This window comes from Paraburkholderia sp. SSBN10T, from assembly GCF_056619545.1.
In genome coordinates, this window is sequence record NZ_JBWQQI010000001.1 from 61,780 (window position 1) to 79,057 (window position 17,278).

The 17,278-nt window shown below is 64.3% G+C and carries 14 protein-coding genes; 5 read left to right on the forward strand and 9 right to left on the reverse strand.

The features are described 5' to 3' along the window. Positions 1-90: 90 nt before the first annotated feature. Complete coding sequence (locus AC1ECK_RS00265) at positions 91-1,986, reverse strand: bifunctional sugar phosphate isomerase/epimerase/4-hydroxyphenylpyruvate dioxygenase family protein (RefSeq protein WP_480314734.1); 1,896 nt, start codon at positions 1,984-1,986, stop codon at positions 91-93. A gap of 331 nt (positions 1,987-2,317) precedes the next feature. Between AC1ECK_RS00265 and aroQ the strand changes: the two genes are divergently transcribed. The 3 genes from aroQ (at position 2,318) to AC1ECK_RS00280 (ending at position 5,200) form a co-directional block, all read left to right on the forward strand. After that, the gene (gene aroQ, locus AC1ECK_RS00270) at positions 2,318-2,773 is read left to right on the forward strand and encodes a type II 3-dehydroquinate dehydratase (protein WP_480314736.1); all 456 of its coding nucleotides are present in this window, start codon (positions 2,318-2,320) and stop codon (positions 2,771-2,773) included. Continuing rightward, positions 2,770-3,639, forward strand: a complete 870-nt coding sequence (locus AC1ECK_RS00275; protein ID WP_480314738.1) for a shikimate dehydrogenase — start codon at positions 2,770-2,772, stop codon at positions 3,637-3,639. Before aroQ ends, AC1ECK_RS00275 begins: the two co-directional genes overlap by 4 nt. A 163-nt stretch (positions 3,640-3,802) precedes the next feature. Further along, positions 3,803-5,200 (forward strand): MFS transporter, encoded by a 1,398-nt coding sequence (locus AC1ECK_RS00280; protein ID WP_480314740.1) that lies wholly within the window; start codon positions 3,803-3,805, stop codon positions 5,198-5,200. 72 nt (positions 5,201-5,272) lie between these two features. On the opposite strand, the gene AC1ECK_RS00285 is transcribed toward AC1ECK_RS00280, so the two are convergent. The 4 genes from AC1ECK_RS00285 to AC1ECK_RS00300 form a co-directional block, all read right to left on the reverse strand. Continuing rightward, positions 5,273-5,983 carry a TetR/AcrR family transcriptional regulator gene (locus tag AC1ECK_RS00285; RefSeq protein WP_480314742.1) on the reverse strand — a complete coding sequence of 237 codons (711 nt, stop codon included), beginning with the start codon at positions 5,981-5,983 and terminating at the stop codon, positions 5,273-5,275. A 95-nt stretch (positions 5,984-6,078) separates the two neighbouring features. Continuing rightward, positions 6,079-7,356, reverse strand: a complete 1,278-nt coding sequence (locus tag AC1ECK_RS00290) for an NAD(P)/FAD-dependent oxidoreductase (protein ID WP_480314744.1) — start codon at positions 7,354-7,356, stop codon at positions 6,079-6,081. A gap of 62 nt (positions 7,357-7,418) precedes the next feature. Further along, positions 7,419-8,219, reverse strand: a complete 801-nt coding sequence (locus AC1ECK_RS00295; protein ID WP_480314746.1) for an anti-sigma factor — start codon at positions 8,217-8,219, stop codon at positions 7,419-7,421. After that, positions 8,216-8,788 carry a sigma-70 family RNA polymerase sigma factor gene (locus AC1ECK_RS00300; RefSeq protein WP_480314748.1) on the reverse strand — a complete coding sequence of 191 codons (573 nt, stop codon included), beginning with the start codon at positions 8,786-8,788 and terminating at the stop codon, positions 8,216-8,218. Before AC1ECK_RS00300 ends, AC1ECK_RS00295 begins: the two co-directional genes overlap by 4 nt. A gap of 622 nt (positions 8,789-9,410) precedes the next feature. Here AC1ECK_RS00300 and AC1ECK_RS00305 point away from each other — a divergent pair. Continuing rightward, positions 9,411-12,482, forward strand: a complete 3,072-nt coding sequence (locus tag AC1ECK_RS00305) for a transglycosylase domain-containing protein (RefSeq protein WP_480314750.1) — start codon at positions 9,411-9,413, stop codon at positions 12,480-12,482. 60 nt (positions 12,483-12,542) lie between these two features. Here the strand turns inward: AC1ECK_RS00305 and AC1ECK_RS00310 are convergent, their stop codons facing one another. The 4 genes from AC1ECK_RS00310 to AC1ECK_RS00325 form a co-directional block, all read right to left on the reverse strand. Next, positions 12,543-13,793, reverse strand: coding sequence for an ROK family transcriptional regulator (locus AC1ECK_RS00310; protein ID WP_480314752.1), 1,251 nt, complete (start codon positions 13,791-13,793; stop codon positions 12,543-12,545). Between the two features lie 30 nt (positions 13,794-13,823). After that, on the reverse strand, positions 13,824-14,621 hold the full coding sequence (locus tag AC1ECK_RS00315) for an ATP-binding cassette domain-containing protein (protein WP_480314754.1): 798 nt from the start codon (positions 14,619-14,621) through the stop codon (positions 13,824-13,826). Positions 14,622-14,638: 17 nt separating this feature from the next. After that, the gene (locus AC1ECK_RS00320; RefSeq protein WP_480314756.1) at positions 14,639-15,628 is read right to left on the reverse strand and encodes an ABC transporter permease; all 990 of its coding nucleotides are present in this window, start codon (positions 15,626-15,628) and stop codon (positions 14,639-14,641) included. Between the two features lie 94 nt (positions 15,629-15,722). Then, positions 15,723-16,727, reverse strand: a complete 1,005-nt coding sequence (locus AC1ECK_RS00325; protein WP_480314758.1) for a substrate-binding domain-containing protein — start codon at positions 16,725-16,727, stop codon at positions 15,723-15,725. Positions 16,728-17,126: 399 nt separating this feature from the next. On the opposite strand from AC1ECK_RS00325, the gene AC1ECK_RS00330 reads away from it, so the two are divergent. Beyond that, a complete protein-coding gene (locus AC1ECK_RS00330) occupies positions 17,127-17,264 on the forward strand; it encodes a hypothetical protein (protein ID WP_480314760.1) in 138 nt (45 codons plus the stop codon). Positions 17,265-17,278: the final 14 nt, after the last annotated feature.

Consider the following 17,278-nt stretch of genomic DNA (forward strand, 5'->3'; position numbering starts at 1 on the left):
TCGGTAGTTTTTATCGAGACCTTATTTCGGCCCGTTACTTGTCAAACAATATTTCAATATCAACGCCAACTCGTCAAACAAGGTAAATCACTAGTTGATGCCGTGCTTGCGATGCTGTGCCTGTGCGGCAAGCCGGACGGCGGCGTTACCTGCCCCGTAGCCGTCGTAACCGCCCCGTCGCTCAACGATCTCGAGGAAGAAGCGCTGATCGAGCTGGGCCGTATAGGCGTGGAAAAACTCGCCGCCTTTTTCGTCGCGGTCGTACAGGATGTTGCGGGCTCGCAACGCTTCGATCGTCTCGTCCGGCAGCGCGTAGCGGGCGGCCAGGTCGTCGTAGTAGTTGCGCGGGATGGGCAGGATCGGCAGGCCGGCGGCGGCGAATTGCGGAATTGCCGAGAAGATGTCGTCGCTGCGGAAAGCGACGTGGTTCAGGCCGGAGCCACGATAGGTCTGCAATGCTTCGGCTACCGCCGTGTGCCGGTCGAGCGACGCGTTCAACGCAATGCGCACCGAGCCGTCGCGACTGCGCAGCGCCCGGCTGCGCATCAGTCCATAGGGGTCCGGCACCAGCCAGCTCGGTTCCGCTTCGAAACCCAGGGCCGTGCGGAAGAACAGCACCCATGTATCGAGCGCGTCGGCGGGCAGCGAAAGAACCACGTGATCGATCTCGGTCAGCAGCGCCGGTGCGTGTGGCGACCGGCTTTCGTTCAGCACGAAATCGGCTTCGAACAGCGTGGGTGCGTCGGGTGTTTCGTCGACGAAGTAGTTCAGGCTGCCGTCCGGCGCCCGTACGGCCGGCAACACGCGTTCGTTCGGTCCCACCTGACCTGAGAACGGCGCATAGCCGAAGCCCGCCGCGCGCTCGAAGGCGAGCTTCGCATCGTCCACGAGCAGCGCCGAGGCGCACAGCGAGAGCCCGTGCTGCTGAAAAAACGCGCTGGCAAACGAGTCCGCTTCGGCGTTCAGCACGATCGAAGCGGCGCCGTGCTGGTACAGCGTCACATCTTTCGAGCGATGTCGTCCGGCACACTGGAACCCCAGCTTGCCAAGCCAGTCGGCGAGCTGGGTACGCGCCGCGTCATCCACCGCGAATTCGAGGAACTGGAAGCCCACATGCACGGGCGCCGGAGACGGCCGGTAGAGCTGCGCGGCCGGCTGGCCCTGCTGGTTCAGCTTGTTGCGGGTCTGCTCTTCGAGAAACAGCAGCGAACGGTGCCCGTCCGCGGCTGTCGCCGCCGTCGGCGCGGCGCGAAAGCCGTCGTTGAAAATCTCCAGCGAGAGCGGCCCCTGGTAGCCGGTCTCCACCACGCGGGCGGTAAAGCCGGCCAGATCGAAGTCGCCCTGGCCCGGAAAGCAGCGGTAATGCCGGCTCCATTCGAGCACGTCCATCGCCAGCTTCGGTGCGTCGGCGATCTGCACGAAGGCGATGCGCTCGCCGGGAATGCTGGCGATCTCGTCGACCGGGTCGTCGATCGACAGTGTATGGAAGCTGTCGAGCACGATCCCGAGGTTCGGATGGCTTACCGCATTCACCAGCCGCCACGCATGCCGGTAGGAATTGACATGACGCCCCCACGCAAGCGCTTCATAACCGGCGATCACGCCCGCCTGCTGCGCCGCCAGCGCCAGCGCGCCTAACTGCTCGACGATCAGGCCGTCGTCGCGAAGCGTATCCGCCGAGACGTTGCTGCAAACGAGCAGGCGATCGGCGCCCAGCTCATGCATCAGGTCGAACTTGCGCTTGACGCGGTCGAGATTGCGCGCGAGCCGCTCGGCGCTGACGCCCTCGAAGTCTCGAAACGGCTGGAACAGCATGATCTTCAGGCCGAGGTCGGCGGCCATGCGGCGCACGTCGGCCGGCGAGCCGTCGAAATAGAGCAGGTCGTTCTCGAAGATTTCGACGCCGTCGAAGCCGGCCGCCTGGATGGCGACCAGCTTCTCCACCAGGGTTCCGCTAATCGACACGGTGGCAATCGAACGTTGCATGACGGCTCCTGCGGGCAAAGAAAAAGAAGCGTGAAACGAGGCCTGACGCGAGAGCCTGAAGCGGGGCCTGAGCCTCGCCGGTGAAGCAGGCGGCGGTGGCGGATGGCGTTGCAGAATGGTCCAGCCAGTTACTTGTCTACCTCAAACTCAGGGGCAGTTTTTGCCACTGTAGTTCGAGTTTTGGCGATTCTATACAAACTAACTAGATCGTACAAATTAGAGAAAACCCCAGAAGACCGAACCCCCGATCTGGCGCACACTAGGGCTACAGTGGGGAAAAGTGGCCGCATTGGCTGCGCTGCCCGCGCCTGAATTTCATGGAGTAGCCGCAATGAGTTTTGCCTCGGTGCTGGTCCTGAACGGACCTAATCTCAACCTGCTCGGCACACGCGAGCCGTCCATCTACGGCTCCGAGACGCTCGACGACGTCGCGCGGATGTGCCGCGATGCTGCGCAACGGTTGGACCTTGCGCTCGATTTCCAGCAGTCGAATGCCGAACATCAACTGATCGACTGGCTGCACGCAGCCCGCACCCGAGTGGATGGCGTGGTCATCAATCCTGCGGCGTACACGCATACGTCCGTGGCGCTTGCCGACGCGTTGAGCGCGATCGCCAAGCCGGTGATCGAGGTGCATATTTCGAACGTGCATCGGCGCGAGGCCTTCCGGCACCACTCGTATGTGTCGGCGTTGGCCGAGGCGGTGATCATCGGCTGCGGGACGCAGGGCTATGTGCTGGCATTGGAGCGCATGGCGACCATCCTGAAAGCGAGGATTGCGAAATGACGGCGACTGCTGGCAAGCAATCGTATCTGGTCGGACTGATCGGCGCGGGCATCGGAGGCTCGCTGACGCCCGCGATGCACGAGGAAGAAGGCCGGCAGCTCGGCCTGCAGTATGTCTATCGCCGCATCGATCTGGAAGCGCTCAAGCTCGATGTGGCGGCGCTGCCGGACATCCTGGTTGCGGCGGAAAGGATGGGCTACAACGGCCTGAACGTCACCTATCCGTGCAAGCAGCAGATCATTCCGCTGCTCGATGAACTGTCTGCCGATGCGCGCGCCTTGGGCGCCGTCAACACAGTGCTGCTGAAGGACGGCAAGCGGATTGGCCACAACACCGACTGGTCCGGCTTCGCGCGAGCTTTCCAGCGTGGCTTGCCGGATGCGCTGCTCGAACGCGTGGTGCAACTCGGCGCCGGCGGTGCGGGCGCCGCCGTCGCCCATGCGGCGCTGACGATGGGCGCGCAGGCGCTGACGCTATTCGATGTCGACGGCACCCGCGCATCCCAACTCGCGGACGAACTGCAGCAGCGCTTTCCGTCCGCAACCGTGCGCGCAGGCGAGTCGCTCGCCGCTGCGCTCGCGCAGGCGCAGGGTCTGATTCACGCAACGCCCACGGGTATGGCGAAGCTGCCAGGCTTGCCGTTGCCGGCGGAGTTGCTGCATGACGGCCTGTGGGTTGCCGATATCGTCTACTTCCCGATTCGCACGGCGTTGCTGCAGGCGGCCGGGGCGGTGGGCTGCCGCACGCTCAGCGGCGGCGGCATGGCGGTATATCAGGCAGTGGACGCGTTTCGCATTTTTACCGGCCTGGAACCGGATGCCGAGAGGATGTTCGAGCACTTCCAGTCGCTGCTGCCTAAGCCATAGACCGGCAGTGAAGTGTACCGAAGGTGCTGTAGAGCACACCTAATAAAACGCAGCTTTGCATAAGACCGGAGTAACGAGCTTTGCATGGGATCAGAGTCAAGCGCAAAGGCGCGAACTCTGATCGACAGATAAAGCGCTAACTCTGACCGACAGGAGACAGACAATGCCGCAACCGATTCATCCGACCCAATCCGATCTGCCGGAGCAGCCGCCGCTGCCAGCCGGCGCGGCAGCGACCGGCGCGCGCCGCACGAACGTGCGCTATCGCATCCTCGGGCTGCTTGCCATCGGCACGATGATCAACTATCTCGACCGCACCGTGCTCGGCATCGCGGCGCCGCAGTTGACCAAGGAACTGGGCATCAACGCCGCGATCATGGGCCTGATGTTCTCGGTGTTCTCATGGAGCTATGTGGCCTCGCAGATTCCAGGCGGCCTGTTTCTCGACCGCTTCGGCAGCAAGGTCACGTATTTCCTGTCGATGACGTTCTGGTCGTTGTGTACGCTCGCACAAGGGCTGGTGCACGGCATCGCGCCGCTGTTCGCATTCCGGCTCGGCCTCGGCGTGGCGGAGTCGCCGTGCTTTCCGACCAATAGCCGTGTCGTGGCGACCTGGTTTCCGCAAAGCGAGCGAGCCATGGCGACGGGCACGTATACCGTCGGCGAATACATCGGCCTCGCGTTCTTCAGTCCGCTCCTGTTCGCGCTGATGGGCGCGTTTGGCTGGCGCTCGCTGTTCTACGTGGTGGGCGGAGTGGGCCTGGTCTTCGGCGTGATCTGGTGGTTCAGCTACCGCGAGCCGCGCGACCACCCGGCCGCCAATGCGGCGGAACTCGATTACATCGAGGCGGGCGGTGGCCTGACGCATCGCAAGCAGAACCCAGGCGAGCCGCGCACGGGAGAAGCGACGCCCAAGCCGAAGGTGAAGTCGAGCGGCTTCGAGTGGCGCACCATCGGCCAATTGCTCAAGCATCGCCAGCTCACCGGCATCTGTCTCGGCCAGTTCGCCGGCAATTCGACCTTGGTGTTCTTCCTGACCTGGTTCCCGACCTATCTGGCCACCGAGCGCCATATGGGCTGGCTCAAGATCGGCTTCTTCGCGATCATGCCGTTTATCGCGGCGTCGATTGGCGTGATGTTCGGCGGCACCTTCTCCGACTGGCTGCTGCGGCGCGGCGTGTCGCCCAACGTGGCGCGCAAGCTGCCGATCATCGCCGGCCTGCTGCTCGCCTCGACGATCATTCTCGCCAATTACGTGCAAAGCAACGTGACGGTGATCGTGATCCTCTCGGTGGCGTTCTTCGCGCAAGGCATGGCGGCGCTCGGCTGGACGCTGGTGTCGGATATCGCGCCGGACGGCCTGCTCGGCGTGACCGGCGGCATCTTCAACTTTGCGGCGAATCTGGCGGGCATCATTACGCCGCTGGCGGTGGGGCTGATCGTGGCGTCGACCGGCTCGTTCGTCGGCGCGCTGGTGTTCATCGGTGTGATCGCGCTGATCGGGGCGCTGTCGTACATCTTTATCGTCGGCGATATCAAGCGGATCGTGCTCGCCGATTGAGCCTCGGGTGCAAGGCGCAGGCGGGCCACCTGTAGCGGTGGCCCGTCGCCTCAATGCTTCACTGCCTGTGCATCAATCCGCGTTGTGCAGGAAACGCAGCACGGCGTCCACCACCATGGTCCGGTGCCGCGTGCGCAGGCGCGGATGCGACGGATCGCGGCCGAATGCCGTGCCGAACGTGTGGCGGTTGCCGATACGGTGAAAGCACAGCGAGCTGATCAAGAGGTGCAGGTCGATCGCATCCACGTCGGCGCGAAACTGGCCGCTCGCAATGCCGCGCGCCAGCAGGTCTTCGATGGTGTGAATCGCACTCGCGTTGCTGCTCTTGAAGGTCTTCAACTGCTCGACGAACTTCGCGCCGTGAATGTTCTCGATGGTGATGAGACGCACGAAGTCGCGATGCCGGTCGTGATAATCGAAGGTGAATTCGACCAGCTTACGCATGCCTTCCAGCGGATCGAGTTCGCTGACGTGCAGATCCTGCTCGAGCGCGCGAATATCGCCGTACACCTTTTCCAGCACTGCCTGGTACAACCCTTCCTTGCTTTCGAAGTAGTAGTACAGCATGCGCTTGGTGGTATGGGTGCGCTCGGCGATGGCGTCGACACGCGCGCCGGTCAGCCCCATCGCGGAGAACTCCTGGGTCGCGACTTCGAGGATGTTGCGCTTCGTCTCTTCGGGATCGTATTTGCGGCGGGCGTCGTTAGTTCGGGCGGTAGTGCGCCGAGGTTCGGACGGGATGCCACTGTGATCGGGCGCGGCGGCCTTGCTTCCCTTTTTCATTGTGTATTCGAGCGGCGATGACGGCGCATTCTAGCATGGCGAAATTCGTGCTTCGCCGCGGCTTCGCGCCATCGCACAAGGCATCGGGTGCGGTCTCAGGAGGGAGCGCGGCGGCGCGCCGCCAGCGCGTCGCGGGCCTGCATGGTGGTGTAGGTCAATTGGGCGGCGGCGAGTCCGAGCGTGCCGAACGTATGCGTGAGCCCAAAGCTGGCGAACGCCTCCGGCACCGGCCGCTCGCCTGAGATAGCGGCCGCCAGCAATTCGCCGGACACGGTGGTGGGCGCCATGCCGTGGCCGCCGAAGCCGACCGCGTACCAGACGCCGTCGGCGCTGCGGCCGATCTGCGGCATCTTGTGCCGCGCATAGCTCATCAGACCGCCCCAAGCATGCTCGATGCGCACGTCGCGCAGTTGCGGATAGACCTTCAGCAGATCGCGCCGCAGCAGCCGGGCGATGGCTTGCGGCTCACGGTTCAGCACGGAGATGCGGCCGCCCCACAAGATGCGCGTGTCGGGCAGCGGGCGGTAGTAGTCGAAGGCGAAGCGCGTGTCGTAGATCGCCGCGGCGGTGTCGATGGCCTCGGTGAGGCGCGTGCCGAGCGGTTCGGTGGCCATTACGTAGGTGGCGATCGGCAACACCGCACGCTCGACCTTCGGGTAGACGTTGCGCACGTAGCCGCCGCCGGCCATCACAACCTGGCGTGCCTCGACGGCGCCGTCGGCGGTTTCGACCAGAAAGCCGCTGCCTTGCGGCTGCAGCCGCAGCACCGGCGAGCGCTCGTAAATCTGCGCCCCTGCGGCTGAGGCGGCCGCGGTGACGCCGAGGACATACTTGAGCGGATGAAAGTGGAACGCGTTGCGCTCGAACAGGCCGCCGTGATAGCGGTGCGTCTTCAACTGCGCGGCGAGCGTGGCCGCATCGACCGGCTCCCAGTCGACGCCGAACGAGTCGCGCATCAGGCGGCGTTGCGTCTCGAGCCGCGCCGGTTCATCGAACCAGTTGGCGAGAATCACGCCGGCATGAGTCGCGTCGCAGTCAATGGCGTAGCGGGCGATGCGTTGCCGCATCAGATCGACCGCATCGGTGGTGAGCGCATAGAGTTCGCGCGCCCGCACGGGGCCGAGGATCTTCAGCAGATCGGCGCAGTCGAGACTATAGCCGCCGAACACGAAGCCGCCGTTACGCCCCGACGCGCCGAAGCCCGTCTGCTGCGCTTCGAGCACGACCACCTCGCGCACGCCGCGTTCGACGAGGCCGAGCGCCGTCGACAGGCCGGCCAGCCCGCCGCCGATAATGCAGACATCGGCCGCGCGCTTGCCGGTAAGACGGGCACGCTCGGGGCGAACCACGGTGGCTTCGTAAAAGCTTTGCATAAAGTAGAGATGAGTTGGCCGGCGCCCGCTGTTTCAGCAGGCGTCGACATGAAAGAGAGGACTCAGGATACCGGCAACAGCTTGCCGCTGAACACCACCGGGCCGCTCGGGCCATTCGGGTCCGGCGAGCCGCCCGGCGGTTCGATCGAGATGGCGAGCGCCGCGTAGCTTTCCGGCCGCTGCTGCGCCGCCGGAACCTTGCCGTTGCCGCTGTTGGGCAGCACGCCGAGCGAGACCGGATGACCGCTGGCCGGGATGCCCCACAACTGCATGGCGCGCTGCGGCGGCAACTGGGTGTCGCCGATACGGTGCAACGTCATGGTGGCGTGCACTTCATCCCACGCCACCAGGATGACCGGCTGCGCATCCTTGTTGTTGAGCACGGCAACATGAGATACCTCGGTCCCGGGTTGCTGCGCGACCGTCTGCGCGCCTTGCGGGGCGAGCGCCCCGAACGGCATGAGCGAACGCACGGCGACGAACACGGCGATGGCCGCAAGCGCGGTGACGCCGATCGCCCAGCCGCGCCAGAACGCCAGGCTGTCGAACCAGCCGCGCGCCGGGCGGGTGGCCTGTACTGGCCGCAGCGGCTGCACTGTCGGCCGATCCGGAGCAGGGCTGTGAGCCGTGACTATGCCGAGGCGCTGCTCGATCGCCTCCCAGACCGCCGCGGAAGGCATCCGCGCCGGCGCCAGTTCGGCCATCGGTTCGAGGCGCTGCTGCCATTCTTCCAGTGAGGCGCGGATCGTCACGTCGTTCTCGGCGTAGCGTTGCAGCCGTCGCCGCGCGCCGCCGCGCAAGGTGCCGAGTGCATATTCGGCGGCCAGCAGATCGACCAGTTGAGGATAGCGGTGCAGATTCATCGTGCACCTCCCAGGCAGCTCTTGAGCTTGCTCAGGCCGCGCCGGATCCACGATTTGACCGTGCCGAGCGGAACGCTCAGGGTTTCGGCAATCTCACTGTGGCTCTGGTCGCGCAGATAGGCGAGCGCGACGGCTTGCCGCTGCGCCGGCTCGAGCTGCTGCATACACCCGTCCAGCAACCGTGCCTGCATGCTCACGGCCGACAATGCTTCCGGATCGGGGTCCCCCGTTGCCACCAGATCGTCCAACACTTCACTCCATTCGGTTTCCTGCGTGTTCACCCGCCGCAGGTGGTCGAGTGCACGGTTGCGTACGATCGCCGACATCCATGTCATGGGGGCCGACAAGCCGCGCCGGTAGTCACCCGCAAAGCGCCAGATATTGACGAAGCTGTCCTGCAAGACCTCTTCGGCCCACTCATGCTTGCTCAATATACGGAGCGCAAGGCCGAACAGTTTCGGCGCCGCGACGTCGTATAGCTCGCGCAGTGCCGCAGCGTCCTTCCCGGCGACGCGTTCGAGCAGCACAGCGAGCGTTTCCGGCGTCAATTCTCGAGGGTTGGCGGTCATGGCCGAATGAGTGATGACATGCGGGGGTATGTTACTCAAATTCCGTCTGAGGTTATATCCGGTTTTTTTAGCGCCGACCTGCATCCGTTGTGCCTGCGGCAACGTAGAGAGGTGCGTAGGCAGACCTGCGGCAAGAGCCGTGCGTTATCGAAAGGCCACGCAGGGAAGGGGGGAAGGGGGGACGGGGGTAGTCGTGGTGACTAGGGCTGGCGTTCGGCGCCGAACGGCGCCGGCACAGCTTCACGCCGGGCGGGACAGTCAATGTCCGGCGCACAGGAAGTCAGCATGCGTCAGGGTAGGCTCATTCGGCAGCACGGTCAGGCCAGTTCAAAACAACCTAACTGGCTTGACCGGAATGGGCGAATTTTTCGCATCGCGCGCTTGAAAAGCGCGTTTCAGACCAACCCTGGCCGCACGTTTTCGCAGATCGCCTGCCGCCGATCGTGCGCGGAAACCATCAATATCTCACTAGATTTGCTGCTGCGCCACGACTCTCTGAAGCGGTGTTGTTGGCGCGAGACTGTGAGGTTATTCAGGCCCCTTTGCGTTTTGCCGATCCGCGCTACACTGGATTGAATGCAGGCTAGATTGCTCGCTCGGCGCCTGCGAGGGAGATGCCGCCATGAATCGGCCACTCGTTAGGTTTCCGCTTCGCGTTGCCGGCGGTGCGTCGGTGTGGAAGTGGATTAAATGGTCGCTAATCGCGGCCGTTCTGGTGGCGCTCGCCATCCTGGCCAAGCTTTGCCAGATCGAAATCGAAACCTCTCGCCTGCAGGCGCGCTACCTCTCCGAGTTAACGCGCGATGTGGACTTCACGCTCGCAGATGGTGCAAGCCCCAATATCCGTTTTCCTACCAACGGCCCGTACGACGAACGGCTTGGCTATGCGCTCATGCCATCGTTCCAGCAGCGCCTGAGTGCGCGCGGTTTCGTGGTGGCCTCGCAAGCGCGCGATTCGGAACGGATGCTCTCGCTTGCCGACGACGGCCTGTTCCTGCCCTACCAGGAGAAAGACCAGGCCGGCTTGCAACTGTTCGACGGCACTGGCCAAGCGCTTTTCCACGCCGCCTATCCGCGCCGGATCTACGGCAGCTATGACGTGATTCCGCCGCTCATCGTCAACTCGCTGTGTTTTATCGAGGACCGTGAGTTGCTCGATCCGAACCAGCCGAACCGCAATCCGGCGATCGACTGGGGACGTTTCGGCCACGCACTGTTCGATCAAGGCGCACGGGTTTTCAACCGGCACCAGGCGCAACCTGGCGGCAGCACGCTCGCTACGCAAATCGAGAAGTTCCGTCACTCGCCGGACGGACGGACCGCGACGCCGCCGGAGAAACTGCGCCAGATCGCGTCCGCTTCGGTGCGTGCCTACCTGGATGGACCACAGACCATGCCGGCGCGGCACGAAATCGTGGTGCAGTACCTGAACTCGGTGCCGCTGTCGGCGCAGCCGGGCGTCGGCGAGATCAACGGCATGGGCGACGGTCTGGCCGCCTGGTATGGGCGCGACTTTGCCGAGGTCAATGCGATTCTCAATGCGCCAAGCTCCGCGGACAACCTCGCCGAGCAGGCGCTGGCGTTCCGCCAGGTACTCTCGCTGATGATCGCGCAGCGGGCGCCGTCGTACTTTCTGCATCACGGCTACGGCGAACTCCAGCGCATGACCGACAGCTATCTGCGGCTGCTCGCAACGGGCGGTGTCATCTCGCCGTCATTGCGCGACGCGGCGCTCAATGTCCAGATTGCGCTTAGCCCCACGCCGGTGCGGCAAACCGATGAGTCGTTCATCAGCCGCAAGGCGGTCACCTCGATGCGCGCGCACTTGCTGGCCGCGCTCGGTTTGCGCAGTTTCTATGAGCTCGACCAGCTCGACTTGCAGGCCACCGGCACGCTCAATAATTCGGTGCAGCAGGCGGTGAGCGACCGGCTCGCGAGCGCGGCTACCAAGGACGGCGCGCAGGCCGCGGGGCTGTACGGATTCGAAATGCTGCGCCCCGGCGACGACCCTTCGAAAATCACCTACAGCCTGACGCTCTATGAACGGCACAACGGTGCGAATCTCGTCCGGGTGCAAACGGACAGCGTCAACGAACCGTTCGATATCAACTCGGGCGCGCGCCTGAACCTCGGTTCGACCGCCAAGCTGCGCACGATCATCACTTACCTGCAGATCGTCTCCGACCTGCACGAGCGCTATGCGTCGCTGAGCGCGGCCGATCTCAAGCGGGTCCAGCCCGATCCGCAGGATGTCCTGACGCGCTGGGCGCTCGACTATCTGGCGCATACGCCCGACCACTCGCTGCAAGCGATGCTCGATGCGGCGGTGGAGAGAAAATACTCTGCCAGCGCGGGTGAAACGTTCTATACGGGCGGCGGCGCGCAGACCTTCACCAATTTCGAATCGAGCGACAACAGCCAGATCCTGACTGTGCACCGCGCGTTCCAGCACTCGGTGAACCTCGTTTTCGTGCGGCTGATGCGCGACATCGTGCGCTACGAAATGATCCAGACCTCCGGGCCGTCGACGCAATGGCTCGACGATCCCGCCGCGCGCCAGCTCTACCTGACCCGCTTCGCCGATCAGGAAAGCCGCGTGTATATGAAGCGTTTCTACACGAAGTATCACGGCAAGATGCCCGACGACGCGCTGGCGATCATGCTGCGCAGCGTGCACAAATCGCCGCCGAGGATTGCCACGGTGCTGCGCAGCGTGGCGCCCAACGGCTCGCTGGGCTGGTTCGACGCGCAAATGCGCGAGCAGCTAAAGGGTACCCCGGCGCAGTGGCTCAGCGACGACGATCTGGCGAAGCTCTACACGAAGTACGCGATGGACCGCTTCAATCTGAACGACCGCGGCTATATTTCGCGCGTGCATCCGCTGGAACTGTGGCTGGTCAATTACCTGCGCGAGCATCCCGATGTCACGCTCGACCAGGTTCAGGAGGCCAGCCGCGACGTGCGGGCGACGACCTATTCGTGGCTCTTCAAGACGCGCTACCACGCGACCCAGGACCGCCGGATCAAACACATGATCGAGTTGCGCGCCTATGACGCGATCGGCAAGTCGTGGCAAGCGCTCGGCTATCCGTTCGCCAATCTGACGCCTTCGTATGCGGCGGCGATCGGCGCGTCGGGCGACCGTCCGGCGGCGCTTGCGCAACTGATCGGCGTGATCGCCAATGGCGGCGACAAGGTGCCGACCGAAAGCATCACGCAACTCGACTTCGCCAAAGATACGCCGTACGAAACACATTTCGTGCGCGCAACGGTGGCGCCGCAGACGCAGTTGTCGCCGCAGGTCGTCAATGTCGTGCATCAGATGCTGAACGATGTGGTGCAAGGCGGCACGGCCAAGCGTCTCGCCGACGGCATGGTGTTCCCCAACGGCACGACGCTGCCGGTGTTCGGCAAGACCGGTACGGGCGACCAGCGCTTCGAGGTGTTCGCCAAAGGCGGCCGGCTGATCGAGTCGCGCAAGGTCAATCGCAGCGCAACCTTCGTGTTCATGATGGGGGATCGTTTCTACGGCACATTGACTGCTTATGTTCATGAGCCGTATGCGTCGCACTACGAGTTCACGAGCGCGATGTCTGTGCAGTTGCTGAAGTCGCTTGCGCCGGCGTTGCAGCCCTTGCTGAGTGAACCGAAGGCGCCTGCCGCGTCCGCCGTGCCTGCGGTGAAGCGGAGCTGAGGGGCTGCTTGGGGCGGTGCGGATGCCGCCTCTCAGTACTCAGTACTCAGTACTCAGTACTCAGTACCCGGCCTCGGTCGCCGGTTTGAGAAACAGTTCATGCACCGGTGCGAAGTGCGCGTAGAGCGGCAGGATCGCGCCGCCCATGGCGCGCGCATCGGCGCCGATGGTGCCCTCCAGCAGTTGCGGACGCACCATGCCCTCCCATTCGAACCCATCCAGCACGCGCTCGGTGCGGCGGATGATTTCGCGCACCAGTTGCCGGTCGAGTTCGCCGTCGATTACGACCGCCTCCAGATCGAGCAGGGCAGTCGCATTGATCAGCGCGCCGGCAATCGCGGGACAGGCCGTGTCGAGCCACCGTTCGGTCTGACGCCACCACTCCGGCGCCAAGGCGCGATGATCGTGCGCCGCGGCGGCCAGCGCGCCCGCGTCGCTCAGCAGTTGTTCCAGCACGAACCCCGAGGCCGCATGCAGCAACTGGCGCGCTGCGCCTTGTCCCGTTGAGGAACCGTCCTTTCGACTCGCAGCGCCGGTCAGCGGAATCGAGCCGACGGCGCCGGCGTTAGCGTGCGGGCCGCCATGCAGACGGCCGTCGATCACCAGCCCGCCACCGATGAAGGTGCCGACAAACAGATAGAGAAAATTGTGGATGCCGCGCCCCTGGCCCATCACGAGTTCGGCGGCGCAGGCGGCGGTGGTGTCCTTGGCGAATTCGACGGGCAGGCCGGTCATCGTCGCGATGCGGGCGCGGATGTCGATGTTGTGCCACGCGTCGAGCGCATCGGGCGGCGCCCCCAGGAAATCGCGCCAGCCGCCAAGCCATAACGGCGCCGCCACGCCTACGCCGACCACTTGCCTGGCTCGCTCGCCGAGTGTTTCGTTGAGCCGCGCAAGCTTGGCCTCCAGCGCGGGAAACAGCACACGCGGATCGGGATACGCATACTCGAGCACGTCGCGGCTGCAGACGTGGCCGACGAAATCCATCGCCAGCACGTCGAGGCTGCGGCGCCCGACCTTGATGCCGATCGTATAGGCGCCCTCGGGCCGCAGCGCAATCGGCACCGAAGGCTGGCCGATGCGTCCGCGCACGCGCGGCTGGCGCGCCAGCAACCCGTCGTCGATCAGACGGTCGACGATCATCGACACGGTCTGCATCGACAGGCGCGTCAGCCGGCTCACGTCGGCCTTGGCAAGCGGGCCGTGCAACCGGATCGCCTGCAGCACGATCCGTTCGTTGAACTGCCGCATGCCGACCTGATTCGAGCCGACGGTGCGCTTCAGGGGTGGGCGGGTGCCGGTGGTATCCATCGCGAGGCGCTCGTCAGCGGGGTGCGTGCATCATGCGATGGCCTTGACGTCCGCTTCCTTCGCGCCGGTCATGATGGCGACCGCTTCGGACATGTGGATGTCCTTGGTATTGACGAGCGCCGCGCGCCGTCCGAGCCGCTGGATATGGATGCGATCGGCGATCTCGAACACGTGCGGCATGTTGTGGCTGATGAGGATGACCGGCAAGCCGCGGTCGCGCACGCGCCGGATCAGTTCGAGCACCATGTTGCCTTCCTTCACGCCGAGCGCCGCGGTGGGTTCGTCGAGAATCACCACGTGGCGGGCAAACGCAGCGCTGCGCGCCACCGCCACGCCCTGGCGCTGTCCGCCGGACAGGGTTTCGACCGCCTGGCGCATCGAGCGGATGCCGATCTGCAGGCCCTTCATATGCGCGGTTGCTTCTTCGAGCATGCGGCGCTTGTCGATCATCTTGAAGATCGAGCCGCGCCAGCCCGGTTTGACCAGCTCGCGTGCCAGAAACAGGTTTTCGGCGATGCTCATGGCGGGCGCCACCGCGAGATCCTGATAGACGGTTTCGATGCCCTGGGCGCGGGCATCGAGCGGGCTGCGGAATTTGACCGGCTTGCCGTCGAGCAGAATCTCGCCTTCGTCGGGCACCGTCGCACCGGAGAGCGCCTTGATCAGCGACGACTTGCCGGCGCCGTTGTCGCCGATCACGGCCATGATTTCGCCGGGCATCACTTCGAAGTCGCAGCCGTCGAGCGCCGTGACGTGGCCATAACGTTTGACGAGTCCACGCGCCTGCAGAACCGGCGTCACGTTGGAAGCAGTTTGGGGAGTAGGCATGACAGGCTCCTGATGGCTCATCGAGCGCCGCGGTGGGACAGCTTGTCGGCGGCGACGGCGAGAATCACCAGCATGCCGGTGATCAACACCTGATACACCGACGACACGCCGATCAAGGTCAGACCGTTGCGGAACACGCCGACAATCAGCGCGCCGAGCAAGGTGCCGACAATCGAGCCGCGTCCGCCGAACAGGCTGGTGCCGCCGAGCACCACGGCGGTAATGCTGTCGAGGTTCTCGGTTTGCCCCGCTTGTGGATCGCCCACACCGGTGCGCGACACCGACAACAGGGCGGCGATGCCGTAGATCGCGCCGGCCAGCGTGTACACGGTCAGCAGGATGCGTTGCGACGAGAGACCCATGAGCCGCGCGGCTTCAGCGTTGTTGCCGAGCGCGTAGAGATGCCGTCCCGGGACTGTGTCGCGCAACACGAACCAGGTGGCCAGATACATCAGCAGCGTCAGGACCGTGCCGTAGGTCACCTGGGCCGGCCCGATGCTGAACGTGTTGCCGAGGAACATGATCGCATCGGGCAGGTTCGAGACGCTTTCCGCATTCGAATAGATCTGCGTGAGCGCGAAGGCGATGTTCAGGGTGCCGAGCGTGACGATGAACGCCGGCAGTTTGATGCGCGTGATCAGCGTGCCGTTGAGCGCGCCGAACAGGGCGCTTGCACCGATGCCGCAAGCGATCGCGAGAATCGGCGGCACGCCGAGGTTGACTGCGAACTTGCTCATGACGATCGAGCCGAACGCCATCACCATGCCGCAGGAAAGGTCGATGCCGCCGGTCAGCACGATCAGCGTCTGGCCGATTGCAATGACCGCGACGACCATGGTCTGCTGCAGGATCAGCGAGAGGTTCTGGAACGACAGGAAGCGATTGCTCTGCGTGATAAAGAACACGCAGGCCAGCAGAAGGGCGATCAGCGGGCCGATTTCGGCGAGCGAAGGCAGTCGCTCGGACAGGGCGCGGTGGCCGCTGGCTGGGGCGGAAGGAGTCGACATGATGGAATTTCCTCGCTACTAAAGCGTGACGCGTCGGCCACGCGGCAAAACGGTGGGAGACCCGTCGGCGGGCCTCCCATTTGCCTGGGAATGCTTACTGGCCCCAGCAGTTCGCCAGACCGAACTGGGAGTCCTTGCTGTCCACGCCGCTCATCGGCTTGTCGGTGATCAGCGTGACGCCGGTGTCGTGATAGCCCGCGACCTTCTTGCCGCTCTTGGCGTATTCGACGCCTGCATCGACGCCGAGCGAGGCCATCTTCAGCGGATACTGCTGCGAGGTCGCGGCGATCGCGCCGGCCTTGACGTTGCGCACGCCTTCGCAGCCGCCGTCGATCGAGACGATCATCACGTCCTTGTCCTTGCCGGCTGCCTTGAGCGCGCGATACGCGCCGGCTGCGGCCGGTTCGTTGATCGTGTAGACCACGTTGATGTCGGGCGATTTCTGCAGGCAGTTCTCCATCGCCGTCTGGCCCTTCGCCTGATCGCCGCGCGTGTCCTGGCTGCAGACGACGGCGGGGTCGCCTTCCTTGATGCCGAAGCCCTGCAGGAAGCCGTTATGCCGCAGTACCCCGACCGAGACGCCCGGTGCGAGATCGAGCGTGGCGATCTTGGCCGGCTTGCCGCCCATGGCGGCCTTCGCGTATTGGCCGATCAGGACGCCGGCCTTGAAGTTGTCGGTGGCGAACAGGGCGTCCGTGGCGTCTTGCGGTTCGGTCGGCGTATCGAGCGCGATCACCATGACGCCCGCGGCGCGGGCCTTCTTGATGCTCGGCACGATGGCCTTGGTATCGCTCGGCGTAATCAGAATCGCCTTGGCGCCCGCCGTCATCATGTTTTCGATGGCGGTGACCTGGCTCGCGTTGTCGCCGTCGAACTTGCCGGCCGCGGTCAGCAGCTTGGCGCCGTCCTTTTGCGCCGCGGCTTCCGCGCCCTGGCGCATCTTGACGAAGAACGGGTTCGTGTCGGTTTTGGTGATGAGACCGACTACGGGCTGATCGGCGACGGCCAACGTGGCGCTTGCGCACCAGACAGCGGATGCGGCGACGCACAGCGTGGCGAGACGCCGGGCGGCGGGATGCTTGCGGGAACTCTGATTCATGGGACGCTCCTCCGGATAATTGATAACGACGTTTTTGGACTACGGTCGATTCAATAGCTGATGGGCGCTGGGGGCGCCTCTCGTGGCCTCGCTGCCTGCGTCGGATGACACAGGATCGGACTGGCCTTTCTGACTAAATCACTTTGTTTTATTTAGTACAGCAGGGTGGGTAACTGGAGTCAAGACGGGGGAAATGTTGCGATGCGGTTGCCCAGGGCTCGCGGGTTTGCAGGCAAAGGCTTGGCTGGCGGGGAGTTGAGGGGATTGGTGCGACGCAGGAGCGCCGCCTTGGGGTTGGGGTAAGTCTGGATTTATTTTGATTTGTTGCGTTGCGGCAAGAGAGGTCTATAATAGGGTTATTACCTAGGTAGTTAACCCTAGCCTGAACTGGAGCTTGCCATGAGCCACATTACCGCCACTTCCGCCCCCGCCGCTAACGGCTGGCTTGCCCGCCTCGGCGCACTCGCTCGCCGCGCGCTGCAACTGCACCTGCAAACGTGCGCCATCATCGCTGAAGCGCATCGCCGTCCGGAATAAGCTCGGGGCGCATC